Origin of the sequence: Bremerella cremea (assembly GCF_039541315.1) — a bacterium.
In the GTDB taxonomy this organism is placed as follows: Bacteria; Planctomycetota; Planctomycetia; order Pirellulales; family Pirellulaceae; genus Bremerella; species Bremerella cremea.
Window position 1 is genome coordinate 1,986,600 of the sequence record NZ_BAABFZ010000003.1, and the last position, 23,414, is coordinate 2,010,013.

The window sequence follows — 23,414 nt, forward strand, 5'->3', positions numbered from 1 at the left end:
ACCAGGCCACCGTTTCGGTACGATGAAGTACCCCTCGTGGCCAACCCAACTTCCTCGCCTTCAACGAGAACGCACCATGCGGACCGCACTCGCCTGTTTCACCTGTCTAGTTCTGCTCGCCGGCAACAGCTTCGCGGGCGAGATCCAGTTTGAACCGCAGCAGCTCGATACCGAGCTCGGCGTCGGCTATGCGGTTCGCTTGATCGACATGAATGGCGACGACAAGCTCGACATCTGCATCGTCGATCAGCAGCGCATCGTCTGGCTCGAGAACCCGACCTGGACCGAGCACCAGATCCTTGGGCCTGGCCAAACCAACGCCGACAACGTGGCGTTCGCTCCGGCCGACATCGATGGCGACGGCAAGCTCGATTTCGCGGTCGCAGCCGGCTGGGGAGGTGGCAAAACGCAGCGTGGCACCATCCAGTGGATCACCTCTAGCGGTAGCCAGGACCAGCACTGGAGCGTCTATCCGATCCGCAACGAGCACAGCACGCATCGCATCAAGTTTGCGAACGTGATCGGCGACGAACGCCCTGAGCTGATCGTTGGTCCTCTATTCGGTCCCAACACGACCGCGCCGCACTTCGCCGAGCAGCCGGTTCGCCTGCTTGCTCTCGAAATCCCCGAGAAACCGCAGACCGATCCGTGGCCCGTCCACATGATCGATAACTCGCTGCACGTGATGCACAACTTCCTGCCGATCGACTTCACCGGCAACGGCAAGACCGACATCATTTCGGCCAGCTACGAAGGTGTCCATCTTCATGAGCAGCAAGAGGATGGGACCTGGAAGAAAACCCAGCTAGGCTCTGGCGACCAGGTTTCGAGCCCCAGCCGCGGTGCCAGCGAGGTTAAAGTCGGGAAACTGGCCAACGGCGATCGCTATATCGCCACGATCGAACCTTGGCACGGCAATCAGGTGGTTGTCTATACGAAAGAGAAAGGCCAGCCGATTCATAGCCTTTGGAATCGCCACGTCCTGGACGACCAGCTTCGCTGGGGTCATGCGGTCTGGTGTGCCAATATTGATGGGGATGCGGACGAAGAACTGGTGATTGGCGTTCGGGACGATCAGCCTGACAGCTCGCGTCGCGGTCTGAGAATTTTTGATCCGACAGCGGCAGATGGGACGTCGTTCAAGCGGTATGTTATCGACCCAGGTGCGGTCGCCATCGAGGACTTGGCCGTAGCAGACCTGGACGGAGACAATCAGGCCGATATTGTCGCGGTTGGACGCCAAACACATAACGTGAAGATCTACTGGAATAGATCTCAATAGCTGGCATCAACATTCTCAAATATTGCCTTTATCCGGGGATGTTTATAGGATTTTTTATCGCAATATTTCATTGTCGCTGGGTCTTTTGCCAGGCGCTCGTTACACTGAAATTGGCCTCGCCAACTCCCAAATCTCGTCTCCCCACACATCAATGCACAACAGATAGGAACAGGCCCGATGAGTAAAGTTCGTTGGGGTGTGCTGAGCACCGCGAAAATCGGTACCGTGAAGGTTATTCCCGGCATGCAGCGCGGAACCTATTGCGAAGTTACCGGGATTGCCTCGCGCTCGCTCGAAAACGCCCGCACCGTCGCGGACAAGCTGCACATTCCGAATGCCTATGGTTCGTACGAAGAACTTCTGGAAGACCCTAATATCGACGCGGTCTACATCCCGCTGCCCAACCACATGCACGTGCCATGGGCCATCAAGGCGATCCACGCCGGCAAGCACGTCCTGTGCGAAAAGCCGATCGGATTGAACGTCGAAGAAGCCCGTCAACTGGCCGACATCGCCCACCAGCACCCTAAACTGAAGGTGATGGAAGCGTTCATGTATCGGCACCATCCTCAGTGGCAGAAGGCTCGCGAGATCGTTCGCAATGGTGGCATCGGCACGCCGGTCAGCATTCAGAGCTTTTTCTCTTACTTCAATAACAACCCTGGCGACATTCGCAACAACGCCGAATGGGGTGGTGGCGGCATGATGGATATCGGGTGCTATCCGATCTCGCTATCGCGATTCATCTTCGAGGGCGAGCCTGAAAAGGTGATTGCCTCGGTGACCCGGGACGAAGAGTTCAAGACCGACGTCGTCGCTTCGGTGATGATCGACTTCGGCGGCATCATGAGCACCTTCACCTGCGGAACGAAGCTCGCCCCTTACCAGCGGGTGCACATCCACGGCACCGAAGGCCGCGTGGAAATTGAAATTCCGTTCAACGCTCCGCCCGACAAGCCATGCATCTTGTGGCATCAGCAAGGGGAAGAGATCACCGAGATCGAAGTCCCAACCGCCGACCAGTACACGGTCCAAGGCGATCTGATGTCGCAGGCGATCCTCGAAGACACCGAGGTCCCGACGCCAATCTCGGATGCAGTGGCCAATATGGAAGTGATCGAAGCAGTCTTCCGCAGCGAACGCAGCGGCCGCTGGGAAGCCGTCAGCCACATGCTGGTCGAGTAACCTCGCCCTGCCCTCTAAGAATTAAAACAAAGGCCTGACTCGCCACGGCAAGCCAGGCCTTTATCATGCGCCGTGTTTGCTCGCAAGACTCAAGCTTGCGATGCGAAGCCATCGACTCATTTGCTGCTGCTTAGGTCGAGCGTTACTTCGTTCTCGACGCCCGCCTCGACGATGGTGCTCAGCCCCGACGTGCTGGTGCTGATGTACTTTTCTGGCACCAGGTACAACTGCTTGGCATACACCGGCCGGCCGCGACCTTGCATCTCGTGCTGATCTTCCGCCGGCGAAGGAGTGCTGTTGGGATCGTCGATCGATTTGACGACCACAATCTTGTACTCGCCTGGGAAAACGCCGTCAGCGTAGTTGGAAGTGCCCATCTTGGCGATCCCTTGGGCATCGGTTCGCCCGACCCCGGAGCGGCCTCCACCGACCGGCGTGAAAACGACCGCGGCATCTTCGACTGGCTGACCATCGAGCGTGACCGAGACCGTCGTCTTGGCAGCACCTTCCAGTAGCGGTTCTGCCGCACAGCCAGCCAAGGTCAATGTGAAAAGGCAAAGCAAGAGAATGCGAGTGGACGTGAGCATGGGGCGTGGTTCCATCATGTCGACCAGAAAGAAAGTGAGTTCGTTGGGGGCAAGTCGACCGCACCTTCGCAGGCCGACTTACGATTCACTGAGCTATTTCAGGCAGGCACCTTAGTTGGCGACCTGGGCGAACTCGCCCGCCGACTTCGATCCCATCGCGCCCCAGACTCCGTACGGCGAAGGCCCGTTGCTCGGTGCGACCTGCGACAGATCGCCGGTGTCGATCGTTTCAGGAATGAAAGCGACCGAACCATCGCTCATCGCCGCGTTGGCTCCGCCGGGGTGATAACTGGAAGCCGAGATGATGCCTTCCGACCAGTCGTTAGTCTTTCGCGAACAGCTTGGAGCGTTCGGCGGAAGGATCGTGCAGAAGCCTTGCAGGTTGACCGCACCATCGGTCCAGCGACGCCCGTTGAAATCGGCGAACGCAACGCTGTTGTCGTACGTGCCACCGAGCGGACGCATCGCCAGGCAGATGCCCGGGTTAATACCATCCTGCTGATTGACCACCCATGGGCTGCCGGTCACGACGATGCCGCCGATCAGCTTCTTCTGGTCTGTGCCCAAGGCCTTTTCGCCCAGCAGCACCGTGTTGCTCAAGCCGTCGGTGATGTCTTTGAAATTGCAGTACTTGTAGAACGAAAACACGCCACGCGATTCGTACGCCTGGTGATCGAGCGTGTATCTCGCACAGTCCCCAATGCTGAACGCGTAGTTTGAGCTACCCTTGCCGCCATACTTGTTTGGGTCGATGCCTTCCGCCGAATCGGACGGGCACAGTAGCTTCTGAACTTGTACGTTGAACGGAGCGAAATCCTGCCAAGGCTTGATGCCGAATGGAGGTGCGGTGCCGTTGCCACTGGCGATTTGATCGTATAGCGGCTTCTCTTCCAGAAACGGCAGCAGCCCGATCCAACCACTCAAACGCTGCTGGTTCGACAGCGTGCCACCAACCCGCGCCGGCAAGGCCTGGAAGGTGTCGTGATAGTTGTGCATCGCGAGTGCCAACTGCTTCAAGTTGTTCGAGCACGACATGCGACGGGCCGCCTCACGCGCCTGCTGCACGGCTGGCAACAACAAGGCGATCAGAACGCCAATGATGGCAATCACAACTAATAATTCGACGAGAGTAAAGCCAAAACGCTTTCGCATGGGGATGACTCCAGGGGCAGGATCGCGCGGGTGAGGGTCGGACCAAATGAACCGGTCCCCGTTACTCTAGTCGAGGGAGTTACGCCGCAACAGGGAGCCACTTCGAGCCACCTCTTGGCCATTGTTTTTTCCCTGTTTTTTCGACATTTTCAGCCAACACAAGCAACAGCCAAGATCGCTGCTCAAACGCAGCAATAAGGTCGCTACAAACTCGCTTTCCCTTTCAAGCCAACCCTCAATAATCCCCTTCCCCCCGCGAGACACCAGACAGCAGCGATTGAAAATGAACCTAATCTTCACAGTCGTCCGCCCACCCAAAACAGACACCACCCACGCAACACTCAATTCGCCTGAGATTGATTTTCACGCGGTTTCAACTCAGGGTCGCGTGGCGATTGAATCAACCTTACCCCGGCACGTCGTATTCGTCGTCGATGTCGATGCGGCGGTCGAGCCAGTAGTCGGGGTTCGATAAGATTTCGTCCACGATGGCGGGCTTGGCGAGGGCTTGGACCTGGGGAACCCACAGCAGCTTGTGCTGCGAGAACATGCCGTCGAAGGCGAAGTTCTCGGCATCGACCGGGATGGCATAGAAATCGAGATAGACGTACTGCTTCCCTTCTTCCAGATCGCCCACGACCGACTTCATGCAGTCGATCCACATTTCGACTTCTTCGTCGGTCGGAGGTTCGGAGTAGCGAGTCTTCAGATCGTGCCAGGCCAGCTCTTCCCAGGTCAAATCACATGGCTCGGCCACGGCGAAGGTGAATGCCCGGCGGCACTGAGGACAGATGAAAAGCCAACCACAACCACACCAGGGACAATCAAGCTGCCCTGGGCCGGCGATCCAGACCGACGGCGAACATTTGCAATGCGAGACAAGGTCGTCGTTCGCCTTCTTGAGAAACAGGCCGGGCTTGGCACTCATAGATGATCTCGGCTGAAAGTCGTTTCTGGCAAGCTGCCAGCAGCATCTCCTTCGTTCGGTATAACCCAAGAATCGAACCGGCTCCAGGAAACGGTAGCTCGAAATGAGCCAGTTCACTCACACCGCGCAAACCACCGGTCCTCACGTGAATTCAATGGAGAAAACAGACGTTTCGACAGGTATCACAAAACGAGAACGATTTGTTCGCGAAGTTCGTCTAACAAGTATTCCACCGCGCGAAAGGTTGGATGAAAGTAGCCCGCCTACGCGTTTTTCGCATTCCCCTCCCTAAGCTGGGTATGCATAATCGTAGCCAGAAACAGACTTGCCAGCTCACCCAATCACTCGACTGAAGTCATGCCTTTTTCGGTACGAATTTCCCTGATCGCGTGCCTCGCCACGCTGCTTCTGCCTGCGATGTCGCTTCACAGCACGCAGTGCTTCGCACAACTCGAAAAGTCTCCCTGGATTGAAGCGGCCGACATTCGCATTCCTGCGGACAAGAAAGCTCAGATCACGACCGGTCCTCCTGGTTGCCCGGTGGTGATCGTTAACCACGACGTCTGGCATGTGAAGTCGAAGCGGGTCGTTCAAACGCTGCCTCAATCGCCCGAGATCGGCGACTTCCGTTGCTTGAGCGCCAACGGCATGTACTTCGCCGCCTATGGAGGCAGCCACTTCGACAAAGGCAGGTCGGTCAACGTCTGGAATCTGGTCAGTGGCGAACTGGTCGCGACCGTGCCTGGTCAGTCGCGTTATAGCTATCCGGTGATGAAGATCATGTACAACCGCTACCTGCTGGTGGCTCCGGATGGTGGCGAAACGTTGGTGATCTGGGATCTGCAAGAGAACCGCCGGACGCGCGACATTAAGGTTCGCACCACCAGGATCGAAGAAGGCCAGCTGACGGTCTCGCCCGATGGTAAGTACCTCGCACTGGTCGAAGGGGATCGAGTCTCGGTGCTAACGCTGGCCGATGGTCGCTATGCCGGCAACCTGGCCGCACCGATCAAAGATCCGACAGCACGCTTTCAATCGACGCTGGGTGCGAACTCGATTGAAGACCTCGAGTTCTCGCCCGATGGCCAAGAGATGGCGGCGATTTACAGTTCGTTCGACGTGCAGCGGCTGATCGTGTGGGATGGCAGCGGACAGATCAAACACGATATTCCGGTGAACATTCCGTATGGCCGCTTCAACGAATACAGCCTCGCCTGGCTGCCCGATGGCAAAGGCTGGATCGTTGATGGCAACGTGATCCATCGCGAGTCCCGCAAGATCACCGCTCAGATCAAACGTCCGCAACGCGAATCGGATCAGATCGCTGTGCTCGATCCTTACTTCGTGCTGGGCCGCTTTGGCGAAGACGCCGACGTGATCACGATGATCGCGATTCCGTGGGAAGAAGTCGAGCGTTCGTTGGAAGCCATGAAGACGCCGGAGAACTGCATCGTCGGCCCTGGCGTGAAGGCTTCGCTGCTGGTGTACATGCGCGGCGAGTCAGGCGAATCGATCGAGAAAGCACGCACGCAAATCGGCGACGCGATCGTCCAACAGCTTCGTCAGTATGGAATGTCGTACGCGGCAGACCAGGACATCACGTTCCGCTTCAATGTGGAACCGGCATCGCTGGAGCATCGCCTGGGCCAGGCCAAGCTGGCGCTGCTGCGCGATGGCAACAACGATCCTATCTGGGAGCACACCTTCAGCCCGAGTAGTTCCAACGGCTTCCTGGATGGACTGAACAAGAAGCAATTGAACGACGCCGAGATTCGCTCGCTGGCCCGCGAGATCGCGCAGCTTCAGATTCCGTACTTCATCCCACGGGCACCAGAGTACCTGCCGCTTCCGCTGGTCGTCGAATAACGATCGGCGGCAGCGACTACGCTTGCCGCGTTGGAAACGGAATCACCTCATCGATCGAGCGCGCTTGCAAGGCGGCCATCAGCAATCGATCGAGCCCCAAGGCACAGCCACTGCATGCCGGCAATCCGGCCTGCATGGCGCTGATCAGCTGGCTATCTTTTGGCAACGTTGGCTTGCCCAGCGCCGCGCGGGCCGTGTTATTGGCCCGGTTTCTTTCGACCAGGATCGCCGGGTCGAGCAGTTCGTCGTACCCGTTGGCAAGCTCCATCCCGTCGACGAACAGTTCGAAGCGACACGCCACGCGGGCATCGTCGGCATCGATCCGAGCCAAGGCGGCCTGGGATGCGGGATAGTGATACAAGATCACCGGCTGCAGCGTGCCAAGCTTCGGTTGAATCAACTCGGACAATAACAGCTCGAGCAGTGCGTCGCGATCTTCGTCGCTGAAGGAGTGCGGCACGTCGACGTTGTGTGCCTCGGCAATCGCTCGCAACTGTTTGCCGGATGCTTCGAGCGGGTCGCAATCGAGATGCGTTTGAAAGGCTTCGCGGTAGCTAAGCTGATGGGCCGGTCCGCGCTGCAGGACTGCTTCCGCCAGATCGGACAGCAGCTGTATGCCAGCCGCCAGGTCGTCGCCAACGCGATACCATTCGACGAGAGTGAACTCGACATTATGGTGCGCGCCGACCTCGGCCAGGCGAAACGCTTTGCAGATCTGAAAGATCGCGTCGGCACCAGCCGCGACGAGCCGCTTCATGGCGAACTCCGGCGAGGTCTGCAGATAATAGCGATCTCCCTGGTCTGGCCGCGCCGGATCCCAGGCCAGCGTGACCGGCACCGGATCGAGATGCGTGTCGATCACCGTGTCGCGTGAGAGAAGCGGAGTCTCGACTTCCCAGAAGCCTTTCCCCAGAAAGAAACGCCGCAAGGTCTGGGTGACCTGGTTGCGGTGTTTCAGATTTTCGAGCGACGCTGTCGGTCGCCAACTGCTTGTTTCCATCCGATCGCCTGCGAAGGACACCTGGCCGCTTGCTTCCGCAAGCCCTCTGGCATCCTGGTACTGAAACCAAGGGTACGAAAAAAGGGCACCTCACCACAGTGAAGTGCCCTTTCAATTGTTTGCATTGCGTCCAGCGGAGACTAGGCTTCGGCTCGCGAGGCACGTGCTTCGCGGAGACCGCGGCTGAGGATGTCTCGCAGCAGTGGCGAGTAATCTTCGTAGCCAACCTTGGTCGGTGCACCTTCTGCGTATTGGAAGATGGCGTCGCGAGGTTTTTTGCCCAGCGAGATCAGCGTGGAGCTGACCGTTCCCCATTCCTTCCCTTCGATGACCATGCCAGGACGGCCTTGAGCTGCTGGTGGGCGTGCGAACACCTTGCTGGAGACGGCCAGAAACTTCACGGCCGAGTCCAAGGTCTGCAGCGTCATCAGGCGATGGGCCAACTGAACACGTTCGTCGCGTGGATCGTTCAGATCCATGCCGCCGATCAGGTTCAAGCCATCTTCCAGACGCTGGGCATTCACGTCGTCGCCACCATGCACGACCCAACCGCTGTCAGCGTCGGCCATGATGAAGTTGACACCGTCGTATTGTTCCGACATCAGCCCTTCCATCGCCACTTCGACCGCAGCCTGAGCGCTGCTGGCCCGCAACAATTCACGACAAAGCAGCCCACGCGAACGGGGGACAGCAGGTCGTTTCATTTTGCGGCGATTGGTGCATCCGACAACGAGCCCATGCTGATTGACACCGAGCCAGGTACCCCCGGCTTGTTGATCAATTCCACACAAAGCTCGAGGCTTCCCCGATTGAATCGAAGGGGCCAACGTGGGACGATCGTAAAACTCTTCCCGGTTTGCGGCGAGGAGAATCGGCGCCTCGGGAACGCTTCGGTATTGGATTGCCAATAGGCACATATTGTTAAAGAGCGGGGCTAGAGGTTAGAAAAAGTCGGTACCCTGGTCACGCCCCAAGGCTGATCTAATCCTTTTGAGTCTATTCTTTTTTCACCTTTCGGACACCCTTTAATGGGGGTCGAGTACCTAAATTTTTGTTAAAACAACTTTCCCGGAGGGCTCCCTGAAGGTGGTGTGAAACCAGTGGCTAAATCATGCCCATTGGCCCCACTTTTAAGGAATCCGTCCTATCTGACCTAATCCCAAGAGATTGCCCCAATGTCCCAGCATTCTGCCGAAAACCCCGTCAAAATCGCTATTATCGGCGCCGGCGCTGTCAGTCACTATCACCATGTCCCTGGTATCAACATCGACCCGCGGGCCACGCTGGTTGCCGCTTGCGATACCAGCACCGAGCTTCTCGAGCAGCGAAAGAAGGACTGGGGAGTCGCCAAGACCACCACAAGTGTGGAAGAGATTTGTACTGATCCGGAAGTCGACGCCGTGATCATCGCGACCCCGAACTTCACCCACCGAGAGATCTCGCTGCTCGCCTCGCAGAACGGCAAGCATGTCATGGCCGAGAAGCCGCTCGGTTTGAACGCCGGTGAAGTACGCGAGATGTATCACTCGGCTCGCGACAACAAAGTCGTTCATATGACCGCGTTTACGTACCGTTTCGCTCCGTCGATGCGGTACCTGCGAAGCCTGTTGAAATCGGGCCAACTGGGCGAACCACGCCACTTCCGTAGCCAGCGATTCCTCGATTGGCCGGAGACGAGTTGGGGATGGCGTCAGTACAAAGACAAAGCAGGTGCCGGCGACCTGTTCGACATGACGATCCACCGTATCGACTTCGCCCGCGACCTGCTGGGTCCCATCAAGAGCGTTTGCGGCGCGGTGGCTCAGTTCACCAAGCGCGATGTCACCGCCGACGGCAAGCCATGCCCGCCTAGCGAAGTGGATGACTGGTCGTCGCTGATTGGTGAATTCGAGTGCGGCGCGGTGGGTGTCTGGGAAGGCACGACGCTTGCCAAAGGCTATCACCGTAATGGTTTCGGTCACGAGTGGGCCGAGATCAACGGCAGCGAAGGTTCGGCCGTCTATCAGCTTCATGAACCGAATACCATCTTGCTGGGCAAGACAGGGGACGACCTCCACCCGGTCACCGTGCCGGAAGAGTTCCTGACCCCTGAAGGGAGCCCTCGCACCACCGATATGGGTGAAGCGGCGACCATTTTCCGCTATGATCTGATCTGGGAATTTGTCTCGGCCATTTGCGAAGGTCGCGAAGCGGTGCCGAGCTACTACGAAGGTTTGATGGCGCAGATCGTGGCTGACTCGGTGCTCGAGTCGCACGAAAAGCGGGCCTGGGTCGATATCCCGAACGAACCTGTGTAGCAGTCGGTTCTCAAATCGACTACGAAATGTTTCCCTTTTAACGCGGCACGATCCCCACCGTGCCGCGTGATGGCCAGCGTTGCCCGGAGAAAGTGGCAAGTTCTCCGGATCTTTTCTCAGCAAATAGCAAGCAACAAATTGGGAGAGGCCCCATGTTCTCAAGCAAGAATGCCGGCATGGTCGACCTGAGCGGTCCTGATCGCCTGCAAGTATTCATTCGCAAGGTATCCGAGACGCAAGAGTTGTGGGGGCTGTATGTCGACGGCTGGGCGGAAGCCTCCGACGACAATGGCAAGAAAGGGCTGGTCGTTTGGCCCGATGAACAGCACGCCCGCCTTTGCGCTACGGATAAGTGGCGACAACATGCCCCTAAGGCCATCAAGCTTTCCAGTTTCAACGAACGCTGGGTCGACAAACTGACCCGGATGCGGATGAAAGTGGCGGTCTTCCCCACGCCGTTTGACGGACCTGTGTTTGTCGATGCGGTAGCTTTGCGGGCCGAACTTCTATAATTGCCAAGCCGGTTCTCCTGCTACTTTCAGCGCAACGCCGCTCGAAATAGGCATGAGGGCCAATGGCAATTGTGGTACATTACACCGTTTTCCCGCTCCGGTTCTCTCAGTAAACGACAGCATGGCGACGGCGCAACCTAATTCCTCTCCCCGTAGCGAAGCCAACTCGACGCGTCCGGTTCCTTCCGACCGGAGCCACCTTCGTTCGTTGATGGGTTTTCAGATTCTCGGTACCGGCAGCTACGTGCCAGAGACCGTAGTCCCGAACGAAGACCTTTCGTCGCTCGGCTGCGATCCGGAATGGATCATCCAGCGCACCGGGATCCAGGAACGTCGGCATGCACCTGCGGACCTGGCAACCAGCGACATGGCGTACGAAGCGGCGATCGCCGCGTTGGAATCGGCCGGTGTCGATGCCAGCGAGATCGACCTGATTGTCGTAGGTACGTTCACGCCTGATTCGCTGACCCCATCGACCGCATGTCGACTGCAGCAGCGTCTGGGGATTCGTGCGGCGGCCATGGATGTCAGCGCTGCGTGTGCCGGCTTTCTTTACGCCATGATCACCGCGGCCCAGTTCATCAAAACGGGAACCAGCCGTCGAGCGCTCGTAGTCGGTGCCGACCTTCTGTCGCGGATCGCCAATCCAAAAGACAAGAAGACCTATCCCCTGTTCGGCGATGGTGCCGGCGCGGTTGTCCTGGGGCCTGGCTCGGAAGAGCAAGGCATGATCTCGTACACGCTCGGCAGCGAAGGCGAAGGGGCCGAGATGCTGTGCGTCCCTGGCGGTGGCTCTCGCGAACCACTAACGCCGGAGAACCTGGCCGAAGGAAAGCAGTACCTCCAAATGGATGGCCGCGGGGTCTTCAAGTGGGCGGTACGTGTGATCGAAGACTCGATCCGCGACGTGCTGCATCACGCGAACCTGACCGTCGACGACATCTCGCTGGTGATGCTGCACCAGGCAAATGTCCGCATTATCGACGCCGCGTGCGAGAATCTTGGCTTCCCGCGCGAGAAGATGATTGTGAACCTCGACCGCTACGGCAACACGTCGGCGGGCAGCGTTCCGATTGTGCTCGACGAAGCCATGCAGAAGGGACTCGTCCAGCCAGGCGATCGCATTCTGCTGTGCGGCTTTGGCGCCGGGCTTTCGTGGGGCACGACCGTCTTCCAGTGGTAAGTGTCCTGGCAGCGACACCTCGGCCGGGCCGTTTCTTAACGGAAGGCTTTCGCCACGTCTGGTTAGGCCGAAGATCAGGCCCTTCGGCCGTCTGAATACCCCTCAGCGGTACGCTTTTCGCCCCACATGCTCGTCTTTAATCGTATGCTTTAACGCGTTACGATTGCGTGGAAGCATGCCGAATGAAGAACCCCTAAAAGGAACCAACATGGCCACCACTGGCAAAGCCGCGAAGAAGTCTGTCAAAAAGACCCTCACTCGAGAGGAAGTCGCCGCAGGCGATACCTGGGATCTGAGTAGCCTTTACCCAGATGCCGACGCCTGGGAAAAAGACTTCGCCAAGCTGGCCAAAAAGGAAGCAGGCTTCGACAAGTTCAAAGGGACACTTGCCAACGGCGCTAAAGAACTGCTGGCCTGTTTGAAGTTCGATACCGAAGTCGATCGACTGGGCGAACGCCTGGGCGTGTATGCCTACCTCCGCACCACCGAAGACCAGGCCAACGACGAAAACCAGCGACGCATCGCTCGCTTCCAGTCGGTCGCCAGCAAGCTGGGCCAGGCCGCCAGCTACATCGCTCCTGAAATCCAAGCGATCCCCGCCAAGCGTCTGCAAGAGTTGATGGACGATCCGGTCTTGAAGGGCTATCGTCTCGTCCTCGAACGGATGACTCGCTACAAAAAGTACACGCTGAGCAAGAAGGAAGAACGCCTTCTGGCGATGCAAAGCGAAATGGCGGGTGCCTCGTCGAAGGCGTTTCGCCAACTGCTGGATGCCGACATGAAGTTTGGCACCGTCAAGAACGAAAACGGCGAAGACTGCGATCTGACCAACTCGACTTACATCGAGTTCCTGCTGTCGCCAGAACGCAAGGTTCGTAAGAAGGCGTTCGAGCAATACTTCGACCAGTTCCAGGCCCACGAGAACACCCTGGCCGCGACCCTTTCTGGTTCGATTCAGAAAGATGTCTACTACGCTCGCGTGCGTGGTTACGAGAGTGCGCGTCACCAGGCGATGTACAGCGACAACATTCCGGAAACGGTCTACGACAATCTGATCGATTCGGTCCATAATCATCTGCCGGCTGTCCACCGTTACCTGGAACTGCGCCGCCGCAAGATGAAGCTGAAAGACATCCACCACTACGATACCTACGTGCCGATCTTGAACCAGATCAAGAAGAAGCAGACGTGGGACGAAGCGGTCGATATGATTATGGAAGCGATGATTCCGCTTGGTCCGGAATATTGCGACGTCCTGAAGGATGGCCTGACCAAGGCTCGCTGGTGCGATCGTTATCCGAACGCCGGCAAGCAGAGTGGTGCCTTCAGTTGCGGAACGTTCGACGCGGCTCCGTTCATCTTAATGAACTACAAAGTCGACGTGCTGGACGACGTCTTCACGCTGGCTCACGAAGCGGGCCACTCGATGCACAGCTATTACTCGGCCAAGACGCAGCCGTATCAGTACTACAACTACACGATCTTCGTCGCGGAAGTTGCCAGTACGTTCAACGAACAGCTGCTAAGCCAGTACCTGCAAGAGAACGCCACCAACGATCTGGAACGGGCCTATCTGATCAACCGCGACATCGATGCGATTCGTGGCACGATCATCCGTCAGACGATGTTCGCCGAGTTCGAGAAGATCACACACGCCATGTGTGAAGCAGGCGAACCGCTGACCTCGAAGTCGCTACAGGAAGTCTATCGCGGCTTGCTGGAACGTTACTTCGGTCCCGACTTCGCGATCGACTCGCAGTTGCAGTTGGAGTGTCTCCGCATTCCGCACTTCTACCGCGCGTTCTACGTGTACAAGTATGCGACCGGTTTGTCGGCAGCGATCGCGCTGAGCATGCGAGTGCTCAACGGCGGCAAACAGGAACTGACCGATTACTTGTCGTTCCTGAAGGGTGGTTGCTCGAAGTATCCGCTCGACTTGCTGCGAGATGCCGGCGTCGACATGGAAAGCCCCAAACCAGTCGACATGGCACTGAGCCACTTCGAGAGCCTGGTCGATCAGTTGAACGACCTGCTGTAGTCTTCATCGACTCTTCGCATAAAACTTCAAAGGGCACGGAGTGAAAACTCCGTGCCTTTTGTATTTCCAGGCGGTCGGTTTCCGTATGATGCTGTTGGGTTCGCTTTCGGACGTGCGGCAACGAAGGAGACAACCACGTGGGATTCGCCTATTCCTGGCTCGCGGTGCGCGGCGCTAGTGCGTCGAGCGTGCTGCGGCATATCGATCTTCAGCCCACCGATCAACAAGGGACGCACCCCACCTGGCCGCTGGCCGGCATACAGCTGCGCGACGAATGGTATGTGGTGGTGGCGAAGGATGCCGACTTTGCCGCGGCGCAAGATCTGGCCGGGCTGTCGCAGTTTGGTGAAGTGATTTGCTGTGCGGTCGAAGAACACTTGATGATCGCGACCTCGGCCAGTTGGCAGTATGGACAACCGCTTTGGCAGATCCATCACGACAGCCACCAACCGGCGGGGCATCATCATCTCACGACATCGGGCCCCCTTCCGGCGTGCTACCGACAGGTATGCGAAGAGTTCGTCGCAGCAAACGATCTGTGACGATCAGCAGCCCGAGGTCGACTGCATTCTGGAAGTTCCCCTGGAAGTCGCTCGGCAGTTGACGGGCTTCGCGATCTACGAAGAGCCCACCGAAGACCATCCGCGAAGCTTCGTCGAGCTTCGCCCCACTGCCAAATGGTGGCAGTTCTGGAAACGATAAGCTCTCCCTGCCTCACGCAAATGAGAAAATTTGCGCAGCCAAGTATTACGAGGGGTCGCGTTGCCTTAAAATCAACCGATCGCAACCACACTTCCGGGAACGACTCCTCATGAAAATCACCCGCATTTCCGCCTACCAAATTGATCTCCCTCTGGTCGAAGGTAACTACGCTTGGAGCGAAGGCAAGAGTGTCACCACCTTCGACAGCACCGTCGTCCGGGTCGAAACCGACGCCGGCGTGGTGGGTCACGGCGAAGTCTGCCCGCTCGGTCCGGTCTACTTGCCGGCATACGCGAAAGGTGTTCGCACCGGCTTGCAAGAGATCGGCCCACAACTGCTGGGCGTCGATCCGACACAGCTTGGCCCGCTCAATCGCCGGATGGATTATCTGCTGAAGGGTCACCCTTATGTGAAGTCGGCGATCGACATTGCTTGCTGGGACATCCTGGGTCAGGTCGCCGGTCTGCCGGTCTGCGAACTGCTTGGCGGGCGCTACGGCGAAGATTACGTTCTCTACCGAGCGATCTCGCAGCAGTCGCCCGAACAGATGGCGGCCAAGGTGGCTGGTTATCGCGAAGAAGGTTATCGCCGCTTTCAGTTGAAGGTAGGCGGTCAGGCCAGCGACGACATCGCCCGGATTCGTGCCGTGGCCGAAGTGCTGGGACCGGGCGACAAGTTGATCGCCGACGCCAACACTGGTTGGCTGCCGCACGATGCCTTGCGTGTCGTGAACGCCGTCCGCGATGTCGATGTCTATATCGAGCAGCCTTGTGCGACCTATGAAGAGTGCCGTGTCATTCGCGAGAAGACGCCGCTGCCATTCGTGCTGGATGAAGTGATCGACGGGCACGACATGCTCGTCCGTTGCATCTCGGAACGAGCTGCCGATGCGGTGAATATCAAGATCAGCAAGTTTGGCGGGCTGACCAAGGCGAAGCTGGCCCGCGACCTGGCCGTTTCGCAGGGACTAGTCGTCACGATCGAAGATAGCTGGGGTGGCGACATCGTCACGGCGGCGATCTCGCACCTGGCCCACAGCACGCCGACCGAACATCTTTTCACTTCGACCGACTTCAACAGCTACGTCACCACCAGCATCGCCGAAGGTGCCCCGCAACGGGTGCATGGCCGGATGCAGGCCTCGCAGCAGCCAGGTCTCGGGATCTCGCCACGCATGGACGTTTTAGGCGAACCGGTCGTCAGTATCAGTTAAGCTTTTCCTTAGAAGGATCCAGCGATCAGGGCATCGCCTTCAGCAAGCGATGCCCGATTGCGATCCGCGCACCGTGACATCCCGCAGATCGAACACCACGCGTAGGGCAAGCAAACGCATGAGTGGCATCGTCAAAACGATTCTCCTGGAGACCTCCGGCCTGGGGATCATCTTTTATTCGCCCGGCAGCGTCGAGCATATCGAGCAAGGTGACGACTACTTTGGTCGTCATTACATGGAGGCCCACGACGTCGAGCGTCATGTTCGCGAAGGATCGATCGTTGGCTTCTGCACCGGAACCGCCGGTAACTTCGAGCTCCGCATTTTGCGCGACGCCCCAGATCTGGAAGCGACCGACGAAGAGTTTCAGTTGAAGCTCGCTTTGAATTGCCAGGGAGGCCGCGTCTGCTTTCGAGACCTGAATGATTTAGCCGACTGGGAAACAGATTGTCCCAAGTCGCAGCAGTTGCTGCTGGAAGATGGTATCTACGAAGTGACCATCACCTCGAAAACGCCCGCATCGGGAATCCTGGGAGATCACCAGGTCGTCGACATCTATTTCGAGCAGGTCGAATCGCTGCCGCAATTGCGTTTGCGTGGGGCCCCCTATCTATGCCCTTAGCGGGATGCGGCCAATTTCCGGGCCGCTTGGCATGGCAACTGCTTGTTAGTGCTTTAGTTTTTGGGGGAGGCTCACCAGTTATCTCTCAGCACTAAGGAGAATTATCATGTTTCGAACGCTTTTGTTGGCTGCCTTGGTTACTGCCGGTTTTATGTTTGCGAACACGTCGCAGGCCGATGCCGGCGGACGTCGTTTTTACCGAGCCCCTGCCGTTCGCGTCGGTGGATACTATGGCTATCCGGCCCGTCGTTCGGTCTATCGTGCTCCCTATTCCCGTGCCTATTATGGCCCACGCTACTACCGTCCAAACTACTACGGTCGCAGCTATGGATATCGTAGCTATGGCTATGGTCCAGGCTTCAGTATCGGCATCGGTTTCTAACGAACCGGTCGCCTGAGGGGAATGATGCTCTGGGTGGCTGCCGCTTGCCGACACCAGAAGAACGCCCCGTGAATAAGAGCAAGTCGACCTGAGTTGGCTAAATGTCCAACCGCTGTCAGGCATAAACGACGGCTCTTAGCAAGGTTTCCTAGAGCATCTGGCCCCAGCCGCGAATAATAGCGGCAAGTACTTGGGATTTGTGGGGAGGAATCGTTTACGAGATTTCACGAATCTTAAGGAGACTTCAAGATGTACCGCACTCTGATGTTGATGGCTGTTGTTTGTGCTGGATTAACGTTCGTAGCTTCTGCCGACGCCGGCTGGGGACGCGGACCTCACTATCGCAACGTCAGTTATCATCCTCAGCACGCAACCGCTCATGACTATTACACGGCACGCTACGTGTCGCCGTATCATGGCGGACTTCGCTGGCTGAACTTCGGAAACTAGGATTGCGGAACGTCGTTTGGCTCGCCCCAAATTTACGAGCCCACTCGACACCCCATCCCGTAACCATCATCGACGCACCTGAGGCGATTGTCTCAGGTGCGTTTTTTCTATGGCAACCATCGTCAAACCTTATGGCTTGAGGATGCTCTGAACGGTCGTAATGTTACCACCCTGGTCGATTACGCGAGCCTGGATTCGGACTTCGTTCTTTTCGCGATCGGTCTGAAACTCGAGTTCCATCTCGTCTTCCGCTTCCGTTCCTTCCAGTCCCTTCCCCTCGGCAACACAGCCTCGCACGTCGTCGTAGTAAAGAACGGCTTTCACGCCGCGATCATCTCTGGCCAGCACATGGACTTTGTAGAGATTCGGCTTGTCGGTCGGCTCTACCTTTAGTTCGACTGTCGGAGGAACCTCGTCGGTCTTGTCGACTTCCGGATTGAGCAGACGGGAAGACGCCAGGATACGGGCATTCGCGTCGGAGAAACGTGCTCGATCTTTGACCGGCGTCTTCGGATTGAGGTTGGCTCTCAGCGTGCGGAAACCATTCCCCATGATGTAATGCTGGTCGTCACGTTGATCGTGCGGCAACCCCAGCGCGTGCCCTACTTCGTGCACGACAGCGCCCATACCATCTTCGATAAACTCGAAGCGTGGCGAATTCTTGCGACCATGTCCCAGCGCGGTGCGGCCTTCGATCGGCGTGCGATCGTTGAACAACTTGCGCTGCGCTTCGACGGTGGTCGCACAGAACATATCTTGCAGCACCCAGGCCGAGAACGTTGCCGTGCCGCCATCCGGCGAACGCCAGCCACCCAGCGCGATCCCGCCGGGCCATTCAACACGGTTCGGACCTGGATCGTACGTTTCCGCAAAGGTCACTAGCAGATGGGTCTGCTCGGAACCGATGCTGTTGGGGATCTCTGGCAAGATCTGTCGCAACTGGTAGTAGGTGTCGTAGTTCGGCGCGCCGTTGTAATGCTGCGCCGGATGCTTGGCCCGCACCAGATGCACGATCGGCTGGCCATCTTCATCCAATTGAAATTCCAAACCACGATCGGGCAGACCGCGACGTTTGAACTCGAACTTGTAGGTGTCGTTGACGATCGACATCAACGTGTTGATCTTCTCGCGATAGTTGGCGGTTGGCTCGCGATCGGTGGGCACGAAGTAAACCAGTCGCACCTTGTGATCGATCGGCGAGAACCGCGCGAACTCTGGCAGCTTCTTATAGTTCGTCCAACCACCGTTGAGCCAACGCGTGTAAGGCCGTCCCTGGTTCGATAGTTCGGCGTGGTCGCTATGCAGCTTGATCTTAATGTTGCGGCGGCGGTCGATCAGTTCGACGTTGCGGGCATCGCGCGAGAGTTGCTCGAACGGAAGAACGCGACCTTCTTCTTGGGCTTCCACCCACTTGCCATCGCCGATCTCGACGAAGTAGCTCGGCTTCTCTCCCGCCTTTTTCCAGGCAGCCAGATCGGCGGCAGATGCTTGCCCGGGGAAAGTCATTCCCCACGCGGCAGCCAACAACAGCAACAGTCCTGGCAACTTCATATAGAAGCCGCCCCCAAACAAAGATCGATGGGAAGTCATGGCAGAGTTCATTCAGAGGTCAACAAGGCAGGTCGATTCAGCACAACGATGTCGGTGACATCACGGTTGCGCTATTCTAAACAGCGCGAAGCGGACCTGCGCTAATTTGAACAAAGAATTACCCCCGTTTTGCGGAAGTCACCCACAGAAAGGGGGCTCCGGCTTCGTCCACTTTCAGGTCGATGCTGAGAAAGGCCTGGTACAGAATGTGGTCGAGGATCTTCTTATAGAACGTTTTGTCTTTGGGAAAACGGACATCGATATTGGTATCGATCTTGTCCTGAGCGATCTTGTAATGGTCGTAGAAGATCGGTGTCTTCAACCGGCCCCCGATCGCGCCCATCGCTTTTTCGAGCGGCGTGCGATTGATCTCGACATCGATAAACTGAAACAGCACCGGGCAAGTATCGGCTGGGCTGCGCGTCAGCGGCTGACCAATCGGCCACGCGTCTTCCGCGCTGCCAAGACTTACTACGTGTAGATTGACGGCGCCACCCACTTCACGCTTGGGCACCAGCGCGAAGCCATGCGCCCGCAGCAGAATGGCCATCGCGGCCCCTGCCGAGATCCCCTTCACTTCGTCTTCCGCTTTTTCCATTTTCACGCGGGCAATGGTCGCCGGCGTCGCGCGGAATTCGAGCCCGGTCAGCTCGCGCATCGAGCCGAGCAGATCGCCCATCGGCTGCCCCTTGGTCTCGAAGTCGACCACTTTCGCCAGGCTGTTCTTCACTTCGCCGCGTTCGGTTGAGGTCATGCCGTCGCCACCAGGGCGACGCTTCAGTTCTTCTTCGCCACCCACTTTGATCTTGTTGAACCACGCGGGGAGCTCGCCGATCGTTCGCTTGGTGAATTTCGTGCCGTCCGGCAAGTGCAGCGTTTCTTTCCGCGACAGAATCGCCGTCACGCGGTACGACTTGGAACTTCCCTGCCCTGACTCGACGATACCGACCTTCTCTCCTTCGCGACCAGAGCGAATCGAAACCGAATCGGCTCCTTTGCCGTTAAGCAGTTTGTTCCAGGCCTGCAGCGCGGTAATCGAGATCCCCTTTTCGGTGATCACTTCCAGCGAAACATGATGGTCCGCCAGGGCCGCGCTGGTGGTGGCGAGAAAAACAAGCGTAGTTAGCCAGGTACGAAGTGCCGTCATTGCCTCGGGTCCTCTTGTTCAGGTTCACGATTCAATATAGCACCCAGTTCGCCGCCAGCCCGGAAATCGGCAGAATCGCTACCCTTGGAAATCACCTACTGGCGTGGTCTGTCTGGTTGCAACTGGCAGCAGCAACCGACAAAATACCGATTCCGAATGTCCCCACAATTTTCAATAGACATTCCATCGACGCGTTTTCACCCCCGAAAAGGAGCACGGCATGGCTCGCCCAGTCACGATGTTCACCGGCCAATGGGCCGATATGAAGTTGGACGATTTGGCTAAAACGATGAAAGGTTTTGGCTTCGACGGTCTCGAACTGGCTTGCTGGGGGGACCACTTTGAAGTGGACCGCGCCGTCACCGAGGACGACTACTGCGACAAGAAACGCGAACAGCTCGACAAGTTCGACCTCGGCTGCTGGTCGATCAGCACCCACCTCTGTGGTCAGGCTGTCTGCGACATCATCGACGAACGCCACAAGTCGATTCTGCCAGAATCGGTCTGGGGTGATGGGGATCCGGCCAGCGTCAACGATCGCGCTGCCGAAGCAGTGAAGAACGCTGCCCGCGCCGCCCAGAAGTTTGGCGTGCCGGTGGTGAACGGCTTCACCGGTTCCAGCATCTGGCACCTGCTGTATAGCTTCCCACCGGTTCCTCCGAAGATGATCGACGACGGCTTCAAGTTGTTCGCCGATCGCTGGAACCCGATCATGGACGTGTTCGGCGAATGCGGCATCAAGTTCGCCCTGGAAGTTCACCCGACCGAAATCGCCTTCGATATCTATAGTGCCGAACGTGCCCTGGAAGCGATCGGTCACCGCGAAGAATTCGGTTTCAACTTCGATCCTAGCCACTTGCTGTGGCAAGGTATCGATCCTGTGGAATTCATTCGTTACTTCCCCGATCGTATCTATCACGTCCACATCAAGGACGCGATCACCACGCTCAACGGACGCAGCGGCATCCTGAGCAGCCACATCGATTTCGGCGATCATCGTCGCGGCTGGAACTTCCGCAGCCCAGGCCATGGTGGCGTGAACTTTGAAGAAATCATCCGCGCCCTCAACGACATCCAGTACACCGGTCCACTGAGTGTCGAATGGGAAGACAGCGGCATGGATCGCCTGCATGGTGCCGAAGAGTCGTGTGAATTCGTTCGCAGCATCGACTTCGCCCCCAGCGATGTCGCCTTCGACTCCGCTTTCGACAAAGAAAAGCAGTAAATCGCCTGTCGCCCCCGCTTTGGGCTGGGGAGACGACGGTCGAGCCGGTTTGCCACGGCAAGCCCTACAACCGAAAAAAACCGAGCAGGTCGAAATGGCCCGCTCGGTTTTTTCGTGCGCCGATGCCAATAATTGGTAAGAAACCGCCCCAGGGATCACACTAGACTATCGAGTCCGTTCTCCTCTTTCCGGAAACCATCGTGCATCTGACCACCGCCGCCATCCTGATCCTTTCGGCTGTCGCTTTGGATACCGCCGCGCCGTCGCGTAGCGAGATCGATTCGCGGATGCAGACCGAGTTGGAAGCGTTGGCCAAGAAGGCGGATGAAGTCGGCCTGCCGGCACAAGCGAAGACAACCCGCGACTGGCTGATTCCTGCGATGGGTGAAGCGAACGTGCTTTACCTGGTGCCAGAGTCCGATCCGCTTGAACCGAAGAGCAGCGCCCCGCAGCTCGAGCAGTTTTGGTATTCCAAGTTCCGCTCACTTCGTAACGCTTACGCGGATGCGTTGTTCGAGCATGCCCGCAAACTGGTCGACGCGGAACAAGGGGCGGCCTCGTATCAAACGTTGCACGAAGTCTTACGCAACAATCCCGATCACGCTGAAGCCCGGCGGATCCTGGGCTATGCCAACGTCAACGGCGCATGGCGTCGCCCTGGCGTAGTGACCCGCGCCAAGCAGCCCCGTTACGAACATCCCAAGCTCGGCTGGCCAGCGCGAAGTTATTGGCAGATCGATACGCCTCACTTCGAGATCCTGACCAACCACAGCGAAGCGGAAGGCTTGAAGCTGGGGGAACGGCTGGAAGTGGTTTACTCGGCGTGGGAGCAGATGTTCTTCTCGTTCTGGAGCAACCCTCGCCAGTTGGCCAGTTACTTTAACGGCAGCACGCCCAGCCCGGTGCGGAAGAAGTTTCAAGTTGTGCTGTTCAAGTCGCGTGGTGAATATGTCAGCTACCTGGAACCGGTTCAGCCGCGAATCGGTATCACGCTGGGGATCTACCAGTTCGATGACGAGAAGGTCTATCTGTTTCACAGCGAAGACGAAACGGCCCATGCGACCTGGCACCATGAGGTGTCGCACCAACTGTTTCAAGAGTATCGTTCGGCGAGCAAAGATGTCGGGCTGAACTTCAATGCCTGGGCAGTCGAAGGGGTGGCCATGTATCTCGAATCGCTGCGGATCTTCGATGGCTACATGACACTGGGCGGGCTCGATGCTTCGCGGCTGCAGTATGCCCGAAACCGCTATTTCGTCGGCAACTTTCACATGCCGCTGGCCGAGATCGTCGAGCTCGGCCGCGAGAAGCTACAGAAGCGCGAAGACATTTCGGCGATCTACAGCCACTCGGCTGGTTTGACGCAGTACTTGCTGGATGGCGACGAGCGTTCGCTGCGAGAGCCGTTCATCCGCACGCTCTACAAGATGTATCAAGGCAACGACATTCCGCTGACCTTGATGCAGGAAACCGGCCAGGAGTATCCCCAGATCGACGCCGGTTATCTCAGCTATCTGCAAGTGACCGACGAAGAAGTGCTGGCCCTTCCCGCTGATGGACCGACCACGGACCTATCACTATGCGGCGCGACGAAGCTGACCAACAAGGCGCTCGAGCACATTGGCAAGTTCCCAGAGCTTCGCTGGCTCGACCTGCAAGTCACTAACATCACCGACGCTGGCATCCCTTTCCTGAAAGATTGCCAGAAGCTGCGTGACTTGTGCGTTGCCTCGACCAGCGTCACCGACGCATCGATGGCAACGATTGGCAAGCTGAAGTCGCTCGAAGAGCTCGACATCAGCGGTACCCGGGTCACCGATGCCGGGATCGCCCAACTGCGTGGACTGTCGAACTTGAAAGTGCTGCGGATGGCAGTCACCCAGGTCGGCGACGAAGGTCTGCTTGGTTTAGCTCGGCTGAAGAATCTGGAAATGATCGATGCTCGCCAAACCAAGGTCACCGCGGACGGGGTGGCCCGGCTGAAGCAATCGTTGCCTGGCGTGGTAGTTCACCAATAGCTGGCCTCGTACAATCGAAAGCTCCTGCCACGTTT

At 57.7% G+C, this 23,414-nt stretch carries 21 protein-coding genes; 14 read left to right on the plus strand and 7 right to left on the minus strand.

Annotated features, from left to right (window positions below):
* Positions 1–76: 76 nt before the first annotated feature.
* The gene (locus tag ABD890_RS10265) at positions 77–1,282 is read left to right on the plus strand and encodes an FG-GAP repeat domain-containing protein (RefSeq protein ID WP_345088473.1); all 1,206 of its coding nucleotides are present in this window, start codon (positions 77–79) and stop codon (positions 1,280–1,282) included.
* Between the two features lie 177 nt (positions 1,283–1,459).
* The gene (locus tag ABD890_RS10270) at positions 1,460–2,467 is read left to right on the plus strand and encodes a Gfo/Idh/MocA family protein (protein WP_345088474.1); all 1,008 of its coding nucleotides are present in this window, start codon (positions 1,460–1,462) and stop codon (positions 2,465–2,467) included.
* Between the two features lie 116 nt (positions 2,468–2,583).
* On the opposite strand, the gene ABD890_RS10275 is transcribed toward ABD890_RS10270, so the two are convergent.
* The 3 genes from ABD890_RS10275 to ABD890_RS10285 all read right to left on the minus strand — a co-directional run bounded on the left by ABD890_RS10275 (position 2,584) and on the right by ABD890_RS10285 (position 5,134).
* The gene (locus tag ABD890_RS10275) at positions 2,584–3,054 is read right to left on the minus strand and encodes a hypothetical protein (protein ID WP_345088475.1); all 471 of its coding nucleotides are present in this window, start codon (positions 3,052–3,054) and stop codon (positions 2,584–2,586) included.
* A gap of 111 nt (positions 3,055–3,165) precedes the next feature.
* On the minus strand, positions 3,166–4,206 hold the full coding sequence (locus ABD890_RS10280) for a DUF1559 family PulG-like putative transporter (protein ID WP_345088478.1): 1,041 nt from the start codon (positions 4,204–4,206) through the stop codon (positions 3,166–3,168).
* A 406-nt stretch (positions 4,207–4,612) separates the two neighbouring features.
* Positions 4,613–5,134 carry a hypothetical protein gene (locus ABD890_RS10285; RefSeq protein ID WP_345088480.1) on the minus strand — a complete coding sequence of 174 codons (522 nt, stop codon included), beginning with the start codon at positions 5,132–5,134 and terminating at the stop codon, positions 4,613–4,615.
* Between the two features lie 357 nt (positions 5,135–5,491).
* Between ABD890_RS10285 and ABD890_RS10290 the strand changes: the two genes are divergently transcribed.
* Positions 5,492–7,000, plus strand: coding sequence for a WD40 repeat domain-containing protein (locus tag ABD890_RS10290; protein WP_345088482.1), 1,509 nt, complete (start codon positions 5,492–5,494; stop codon positions 6,998–7,000).
* A gap of 16 nt (positions 7,001–7,016) precedes the next feature.
* Here ABD890_RS10290 and epmA read toward each other — a convergent pair whose 3' ends face one another.
* Positions 7,017–8,000 carry an EF-P lysine aminoacylase EpmA gene (epmA, locus tag ABD890_RS10295; protein ID WP_345088484.1) on the minus strand — a complete coding sequence of 328 codons (984 nt, stop codon included), beginning with the start codon at positions 7,998–8,000 and terminating at the stop codon, positions 7,017–7,019.
* Positions 8,001–8,140: 140 nt separating this feature from the next.
* On the minus strand, positions 8,141–8,917 hold the full coding sequence (locus ABD890_RS10300) for an NRDE family protein (RefSeq protein WP_345088486.1): 777 nt from the start codon (positions 8,915–8,917) through the stop codon (positions 8,141–8,143).
* A gap of 258 nt (positions 8,918–9,175) precedes the next feature.
* Between ABD890_RS10300 and ABD890_RS10305 the strand changes: the two genes are divergently transcribed.
* The 9 genes from ABD890_RS10305 to ABD890_RS10345 all read left to right on the plus strand — a co-directional run bounded on the left by ABD890_RS10305 (position 9,176) and on the right by ABD890_RS10345 (position 17,399).
* Entirely contained in the window at positions 9,176–10,297 is a 1,122-nt protein-coding gene (locus ABD890_RS10305; protein ID WP_345088487.1) for a Gfo/Idh/MocA family protein, read from the plus strand.
* A gap of 152 nt (positions 10,298–10,449) precedes the next feature.
* On the plus strand, positions 10,450–10,809 hold the full coding sequence (locus tag ABD890_RS10310; RefSeq protein ID WP_345088489.1) for a DUF2750 domain-containing protein: 360 nt from the start codon (positions 10,450–10,452) through the stop codon (positions 10,807–10,809).
* Positions 10,810–10,930: 121 nt separating this feature from the next.
* The gene (locus tag ABD890_RS10315; RefSeq protein ID WP_345088491.1) at positions 10,931–11,992 is read left to right on the plus strand and encodes a beta-ketoacyl-ACP synthase III; all 1,062 of its coding nucleotides are present in this window, start codon (positions 10,931–10,933) and stop codon (positions 11,990–11,992) included.
* A gap of 208 nt (positions 11,993–12,200) precedes the next feature.
* Complete coding sequence (gene pepF / locus ABD890_RS10320; protein ID WP_345088493.1) at positions 12,201–14,030, plus strand: oligoendopeptidase F; 1,830 nt, start codon at positions 12,201–12,203, stop codon at positions 14,028–14,030.
* A 137-nt stretch (positions 14,031–14,167) separates the two neighbouring features.
* Positions 14,168–14,572 (plus strand): hypothetical protein, encoded by a 405-nt coding sequence (locus tag ABD890_RS10325; protein WP_345088495.1) that lies wholly within the window; start codon positions 14,168–14,170, stop codon positions 14,570–14,572.
* Positions 14,573–14,841: 269 nt separating this feature from the next.
* Positions 14,842–15,945: a cis-3-hydroxy-L-proline dehydratase gene (locus ABD890_RS10330; RefSeq protein WP_345088497.1), complete on the plus strand. Its 1,104-nt coding sequence runs from the start codon at positions 14,842–14,844 to the stop codon at positions 15,943–15,945.
* A gap of 118 nt (positions 15,946–16,063) precedes the next feature.
* Positions 16,064–16,567, plus strand: coding sequence for a hypothetical protein (locus ABD890_RS10335; RefSeq protein ID WP_345088499.1), 504 nt, complete (start codon positions 16,064–16,066; stop codon positions 16,565–16,567).
* A gap of 106 nt (positions 16,568–16,673) precedes the next feature.
* Positions 16,674–16,949 (plus strand): hypothetical protein, encoded by a 276-nt coding sequence (locus ABD890_RS10340; protein ID WP_345088500.1) that lies wholly within the window; start codon positions 16,674–16,676, stop codon positions 16,947–16,949.
* Positions 16,950–17,198: 249 nt separating this feature from the next.
* A complete protein-coding gene (locus ABD890_RS10345; protein ID WP_345088502.1) occupies positions 17,199–17,399 on the plus strand; it encodes a hypothetical protein in 201 nt (66 codons plus the stop codon).
* 129 nt (positions 17,400–17,528) lie between these two features.
* Here ABD890_RS10345 and ABD890_RS10350 read toward each other — a convergent pair whose 3' ends face one another.
* Entirely contained in the window at positions 17,529–18,989 is a 1,461-nt protein-coding gene (locus ABD890_RS10350; protein WP_345088504.1) for a hypothetical protein, read from the minus strand.
* 118 nt (positions 18,990–19,107) lie between these two features.
* A complete protein-coding gene (locus tag ABD890_RS10355; RefSeq protein ID WP_345088506.1) occupies positions 19,108–20,136 on the minus strand; it encodes a hypothetical protein in 1,029 nt (342 codons plus the stop codon).
* A 220-nt stretch (positions 20,137–20,356) separates the two neighbouring features.
* Between ABD890_RS10355 and ABD890_RS10360 the strand changes: the two genes are divergently transcribed.
* Together ABD890_RS10360 and ABD890_RS10365 are read left to right on the plus strand one after the other, a co-directional pair.
* The gene (locus ABD890_RS10360; RefSeq protein WP_345088508.1) at positions 20,357–21,361 is read left to right on the plus strand and encodes a sugar phosphate isomerase/epimerase family protein; all 1,005 of its coding nucleotides are present in this window, start codon (positions 20,357–20,359) and stop codon (positions 21,359–21,361) included.
* Positions 21,362–21,561: 200 nt separating this feature from the next.
* Entirely contained in the window at positions 21,562–23,379 is a 1,818-nt protein-coding gene (locus ABD890_RS10365) for a hypothetical protein (RefSeq protein ID WP_345088510.1), read from the plus strand.
* Positions 23,380–23,414: the final 35 nt, after the last annotated feature.

Bases quoted from the DNA above. Each gene is read 5' to 3' on its own strand.
- ABD890_RS10265 (WP_345088473.1), top strand. From the start codon at position 77: ATGCGGACCGCACTCGCCTGTTTCACCTGTCTAGTTCTGCTCGCCGGC.
- ABD890_RS10270 (WP_345088474.1), top strand. From the start codon at position 1,460: ATGAGTAAAGTTCGTTGGGGTGTGCTGAGCACCGCGAAAATCGGTACC.
- ABD890_RS10275 (WP_345088475.1), bottom strand. From the start codon at position 3,054: ATGCTCACGTCCACTCGCATTCTCTTGCTTTGCCTTTTCACATTGACC.
- ABD890_RS10280 (WP_345088478.1), bottom strand. From the start codon at position 4,206: ATGCGAAAGCGTTTTGGCTTTACTCTCGTCGAATTATTAGTTGTGATT.
- ABD890_RS10285 (WP_345088480.1), bottom strand. From the start codon at position 5,134: ATGAGTGCCAAGCCCGGCCTGTTTCTCAAGAAGGCGAACGACGACCTT.
- ABD890_RS10290 (WP_345088482.1), top strand. From the start codon at position 5,492: ATGCCTTTTTCGGTACGAATTTCCCTGATCGCGTGCCTCGCCACGCTG.
- epmA (WP_345088484.1), bottom strand. From the start codon at position 8,000: ATGGAAACAAGCAGTTGGCGACCGACAGCGTCGCTCGAAAATCTGAAA.
- ABD890_RS10300 (WP_345088486.1), bottom strand. From the start codon at position 8,917: ATGTGCCTATTGGCAATCCAATACCGAAGCGTTCCCGAGGCGCCGATT.
- ABD890_RS10305 (WP_345088487.1), top strand. From the start codon at position 9,176: ATGTCCCAGCATTCTGCCGAAAACCCCGTCAAAATCGCTATTATCGGC.
- ABD890_RS10310 (WP_345088489.1), top strand. From the start codon at position 10,450: ATGTTCTCAAGCAAGAATGCCGGCATGGTCGACCTGAGCGGTCCTGAT.
- ABD890_RS10315 (WP_345088491.1), top strand. From the start codon at position 10,931: ATGGCGACGGCGCAACCTAATTCCTCTCCCCGTAGCGAAGCCAACTCG.
- pepF (WP_345088493.1), top strand. From the start codon at position 12,201: ATGGCCACCACTGGCAAAGCCGCGAAGAAGTCTGTCAAAAAGACCCTC.
- ABD890_RS10330 (WP_345088497.1), top strand. From the start codon at position 14,842: ATGAAAATCACCCGCATTTCCGCCTACCAAATTGATCTCCCTCTGGTC.
- ABD890_RS10335 (WP_345088499.1), top strand. From the start codon at position 16,064: ATGAGTGGCATCGTCAAAACGATTCTCCTGGAGACCTCCGGCCTGGGG.
- ABD890_RS10340 (WP_345088500.1), top strand. From the start codon at position 16,674: ATGTTTCGAACGCTTTTGTTGGCTGCCTTGGTTACTGCCGGTTTTATG.
- ABD890_RS10345 (WP_345088502.1), top strand. From the start codon at position 17,199: ATGTACCGCACTCTGATGTTGATGGCTGTTGTTTGTGCTGGATTAACG.
- ABD890_RS10350 (WP_345088504.1), bottom strand. From the start codon at position 18,989: ATGACTTCCCATCGATCTTTGTTTGGGGGCGGCTTCTATATGAAGTTG.
- ABD890_RS10355 (WP_345088506.1), bottom strand. From the start codon at position 20,136: ATGACGGCACTTCGTACCTGGCTAACTACGCTTGTTTTTCTCGCCACC.
- ABD890_RS10360 (WP_345088508.1), top strand. From the start codon at position 20,357: ATGGCTCGCCCAGTCACGATGTTCACCGGCCAATGGGCCGATATGAAG.